The organism is Pseudomonas sp. MF7453 (assembly GCF_016405455.1).
Classification (GTDB): Bacteria; Pseudomonadota; Gammaproteobacteria; order Pseudomonadales; family Pseudomonadaceae; genus Aquipseudomonas; species Aquipseudomonas paralactis.
Window position 1 is genome coordinate 1 of record NZ_JAEKCN010000041.1, and the last position, 4,758, is coordinate 4,758.

Genomic DNA, 4,758 nt, shown 5'->3' on the forward strand with positions numbered 1-4,758 from the left:
CGGGTGGCCCCCTGCATAAGTGCGGGTAACCCCCCCCGTATTCCGTGGCCTCCAGCCATTCCCCTTCTCACTCTGTTACTACGCGCTCTTGATCTGGCCTTTGCAGTGCCCTTGATCTTGCCCCTGGGATTCAAAGAATCGGGTGCTTTAGCTAGATCAAGGTGGCCACCAGTGCAGTGACCGCGAAGCGGGCGATGTGCTGGGGGACGCCGAACAAGCGAAGCGCGTTAGGGCGGTGGATCAGGCACCGCGATCTAGGTCGAGATCCAGCGGCCTTCCAGTCGCTGTGCGCCGTCCAGCAGCAGCGCATGGCTCAAGACTTGCGTGCGGCTGCTTCGCTCCTTCACGCCGCAGCCTTCGGCCTGCGCGCTTCGCTCGCGGGTAATCAGGTCGAAGGGGGTAGGGCGGCCAATTCGGCTAGCAGGGGTTCTAGGCGCTTTCTGTCCACGTCGCGAGTAACCAACTCCCCAGCCTTGTCGATCAACCACTGCCGGATTCTCGGTTCCTTGCGGGCCTCCGCGAGCAGCATCCCGCCGAGGATGATCTTTTGTCCGTTCTCCAGTGCTCTGCTTTGCTGGCGAAGTCGGGCTAGTTTGGCTTCTGCCTCTGCAATCTTCTGCTCTATCGTCTGGGCCATTTGTCGGTCTCCATTGGTTCGGTATGCTACGATAACACGCAGCAAAAGAGCGAAGCGAAAGCAGCAAGTGCGCACTTACGACTCGTACCGAGTCAGCGCGCCCTGCGGGGCAAAATCAAAAACCAGAATCAGGAGAAAAGGCCATCGCCATCTACCACGCAACCACGAAGCCGATAGCGCGCAGTGCGGGACGGTCAGCCGTCGCCGCTGCTGCCTATCGCTCTGGTTCCGAGTTGGTTGATGAGCGCACCGGCCTTGTTCACGACTACACCAAAAAAGGTGGCGTTGTATCCGCCGAAATCATCGCGCCGGACGGCGGCAGCGCCGACCGCTCGACGCTGTGGAACGCCGCTGAATCTGCCGAGAACCGGAAGGATTCGCGGACGGCCCGCGAATGGATCGTGGCCTTGCCTGCCGAGCTGGATGCTGGCCAGCGCCGGGAGTTGGCCGTTTCCTTTGGTGCCCAACTGGCGAGCCGGTACGGCGTGGCCGTAGACGTGGCGATCCACGAACCCGACCGCGAGGGAGACAACCGCAATCACCACGCGCACATCCTCACCACCACCCGGCGCGTGAGCCGAGGCGCAGCGGGTGAGCTGGTCATGGGCGACAAGGCCAGCATCGAGCTGGCCGACAAGAAACGCCGGGAGCTGGGGTTAGGCCCAGCCGCCGACGAGGTGAAGGCCATTCGGCAGTTGTGGGAGCAGACCGCCAATCGCGCCCTGGAGCGAGCGGGCAGCGGCGAACGGATCGACGCCAGAAGCCTCAAGGATCAAGGCCTTGACCGTGAAGCCACCACCCACCTCGGGCCGGTGGCCTCCGAGATGGAACGGCGCGGACGGATCAGCGATCGAGGCGACGGAAACCGGCAGGCGCAGGCCAACAACGCCGCGAGAGCCTCTCTGAGCGCTCAGGTGGTCGATTTGGCTGCTGAGCGTGAGCGAAGGGAAAAGATGAGCAAGGAGGCTGCGCAGGAGCGTGCGCAAGCGCTTTTGTGGGGCGGCATGACCTCAGGTCAGCTTTCGGGTGAAATCAGCCGTATACGGCCTCCTAGCGTGCGTGACGCGGTAGATCGTGACCCGGAGGTGCAGCGGGCTAATCGAGACGCCGCCGTGCTGCGCGAACGCTTTGCCGAGGCAAAGCGGGTGGAGGAACTGGCGAAGGAGCGGGCAGGCGAATGGCGAGAGGCCCACCCGCTGCGGGCGAAGCTGAGGGACATGGGCTGGAAATGGGAGCCGCTGGAGAAGCTGGCGGCGACAGAGGCCAAGAACCGGGCGCAATGGCACAGCGCGGGGCCGGAGATGGTGCGGGCCGACGAGCACGCCAAGCAGGTGCAGGCGAGCACTTGGGCGCGGGTCGAACGGGAGCAGGTCCCCGCCCTGGAGCAGGTGGCGCAGTTGGAGAAACTACGGGCCGAGAAGTTGCACCAGGAGCAGGCCGAGCTGCGGCTAGAAAGGGCGGCAGACCGTTTCGTCTCGGAGTTCAAAAGCACGGCGATCAAGCGCGCCTGCAAGGCGCATGGCTACGGCGATAGCGGCAAGCAGTGGCAGGCGCTGCCGGACGTGCAACGGGCGAATATCGAGCGGTTCAACGCCATGGGCAAGCCCCAGCAGGCCGAGCATTTGGCGGGAATTCGGGCGGTCATGCTCCAGCACTTCCGGGACAACCCAAAGGCGCTAGAGCAGGCGCGGCAGGTTCGGCGGCAGGATCGAGGGGTGGAGCGCTAGAGCGGCAGCGTCACTTCTCCGAGGGGCGAATAGAGAAAACGGAGAAAATCGTACGCTAAGGGGACAATTGCATCGACTTGCCCTACCTATTGGAATGGGCACTGACCAGCAAATTGCATTTCGTACAGATCATGGTGAGCTGATGCGGAAAGGTGTTGTCACGGTGGATTGAAAGCACTCTACGTTCCGTCTTTCGCATTCAACATCTGCTTCTATCCGTGTCGGGTAGGTGAACTGCAATCGCTGCTTGTCTTGATTGTCATAGATATCAAAACCTGTCGGAACTGTTGTGGAGTGAAAGCGAGTTCCATTGCAAACCGATCCTGTTTTGGTGGGGATGGCAGGAACAACAACGAATCTCTGGATCATCGTTTTCGCGTCCTTGTGTTGAGTGAGCTTTTACTAATAGCGGCAGTTCGCCACTTTTTCAAGTTTTGAGAAACCCGTTGACAACCAAGCAACCCGTGGCGCGTCAGGTTGAGGTCATAGAGGTTTGCAGGGGAACGTCAGGAATGCCGCAAATGACACCAGTCTGACGCGGTTCGAGCTGACGGCATGACGTCCAGTTGATGTGTACCTCAACTGGACGTTCGCGGTGAGTAATTGCATGGGGAGAGATACAACGAAATGTGATTCAGCCTCCCGCATTGAAGATCAGTCGCTAAAATGAATACGCTAGATCACATTCACCTGACGCTATGGAGACAAGTCATGCTATCCACACTTGAGCTTCGCCACATTATTGAATGTGGATTCCAGCCTTTCGCTTGCACCTGCTCAGTCAATCCGGATGGATCATTGATGATCAAGGTGTTCGATTCCGCTTCTGGGCGGGTCGATCTCTTGGTCACTGCGGTCACGACCAGCGAATTGACGTCGAGCCGAGCCATTGCAAATTTGATTGGCGAGCTTCGCTCTGAAATGGCAGCGAACCAAGCTACAGGCTCGTTGGTGTTAACGAGATAGATCAAAAATGGCTCTATTTTTGCGCTTTCTGGATAGGGAAACCCGGCTGGAGCAGGGAAGCCATCGCACCGATCAGATCATCCAGAGACCAGGGCTTGTGTAAGTAGATGGTAGAAGGCGGGACTGATGCAGGATCTATCAGATACCCTGAGGTCAGAATCGACGCAATGGTAGGCCATTTTCCTCTCACCATTTCAATGAATTCTGTACCTTGAATTTGTCCAGGGACACCGTGATCGGCAATCACTAGCCTGCATTCGTCATGCGCCTGCAAAAGATAGGTCAACGCATCATCAGCAGTTTCAAATGCTAATGCCTTAGCCCCTACCTCCTCGACGATATTCACCATCAGTTCACGGAGCGTCGGATCGTCTTCGACAATGATGATTCCGCCCCGAATCGGTAACAGGCCTTCCCAGTTAACGTACACTTTTTCACCTTCTTAAGAAGCCAAAGACGTCGACTCGACCCAAACCCGCTCCAGTGTAATCAAAGTTTCAGGATTATCCGCCAGCTGAAGGACGGTTGCGACGCCAATGTCCTAATTTTTCCTATGCATACCTCCCCCTTAGCGTACGATTTTTTCCGAATTCTGCGGCCTCCCCTCCGAATCTGCCGCACCGTTCACCCAGTCGCGAGTGTTTGGGTCGCGGGTCACCGGCGCGTGAGAGGACTTGCGGCGGTATTCCTTGATGAATGCCACGCGGTCTCCCTTGAAGAATAGGGCGGGATTGACCCAGTACATGCTGGGGCCGCGCGGGCAAAGGAAGCGGTTGAGCAGCAGCTCTTTGAAGCCGCGGTGGAACGTGGCTTCGCTCATCCCGAGGTCCCGGCCATTGAGGTTGCTGTCGAACCAGTGCAGGTAGATCGAATCGGCGAAGCCCCCAGTCATGCGGGTGCTCTGGTACTCGCTCAGAATCGCCTGAAACACGCGCATACCGGTCTTGGACAGGTCGTACATCGCCCTCACCCCCTCGGCGAACACCTTCACAAACTCGGCGTCGTCGCGCTCCTCCACCGTGTGGATTGTGCTGACAGCGGTCACCTCCCCAGTCAGTGGGTCTACCAGATCCTTGCCACGGCCCGCACGCACGTAGCGTTTCTTGGTTTCTACGGTGGACGGGTCAATGAGTGGGTTGTAGTCGGGCGAGTACTGGCGGTTGAGTTCTCGCAACGAAGGGCTTTTTTTTGCTGATTCCATCTTCAAAAAAACCACTTAAACTGAGGGTAGGGCCGTCATCGTATTGCGCCAGTACCCGCAAAATCAAGTCATTTTTTGCGGGTACATCCCTGCATAAGTGCGGGTGGCCCCCTGCATAAGTGCGGGTAACCCCCCCCGTATTCCGTGGCCTCCAGCCATTCCCCTTCTCACTCTGTTACTACGCGCTCTTGATCTGGCCTTTGCAGTGCCCTTGATCTTGCCCCTGG

5 protein-coding genes are annotated in these 4,758 nt (G+C 58.5%); 2 read left to right on the top strand and 3 right to left on the bottom strand.

Annotation, left to right across the window (positions count from 1 at the left end):
• Nucleotides 1–385: 385 nt before the first annotated feature.
• On the bottom strand, nt 386–637 hold the full coding sequence (locus tag JFT63_RS29225) for a hypothetical protein (RefSeq protein ID WP_198845315.1): 252 nt from the start codon (nt 635–637) through the stop codon (nt 386–388).
• Nucleotides 638–786: 149 nt separating this feature from the next.
• On the opposite strand from JFT63_RS29225, the gene mobQ reads away from it, so the two are divergent.
• Both mobQ and JFT63_RS29235 read left to right on the top strand, forming a co-directional pair.
• Entirely contained in the window at nt 787–2,364 is a 1,578-nt protein-coding gene (gene mobQ / locus JFT63_RS29935) for a MobQ family relaxase (RefSeq protein ID WP_325166580.1), read from the top strand.
• 711 nt (nt 2,365–3,075) lie between these two features.
• A complete protein-coding gene (locus JFT63_RS29235; protein WP_198833909.1) occupies nt 3,076–3,330 on the top strand; it encodes a DUF1652 domain-containing protein in 255 nt (84 codons plus the stop codon).
• Nucleotides 3,331–3,343: 13 nt separating this feature from the next.
• Here the strand turns inward: JFT63_RS29235 and JFT63_RS29240 are convergent, their stop codons facing one another.
• Both JFT63_RS29240 and JFT63_RS29245 read right to left on the bottom strand, forming a co-directional pair.
• The gene (locus tag JFT63_RS29240; protein WP_008054836.1) at nt 3,344–3,760 is read right to left on the bottom strand and encodes a response regulator; all 417 of its coding nucleotides are present in this window, start codon (nt 3,758–3,760) and stop codon (nt 3,344–3,346) included.
• 138 nt (nt 3,761–3,898) lie between these two features.
• Nucleotides 3,899–4,531, bottom strand: coding sequence for a hypothetical protein (locus tag JFT63_RS29245; RefSeq protein WP_198845316.1), 633 nt, complete (start codon nt 4,529–4,531; stop codon nt 3,899–3,901).
• Between the last annotated feature and the right edge of the window lie 227 nt (nt 4,532–4,758).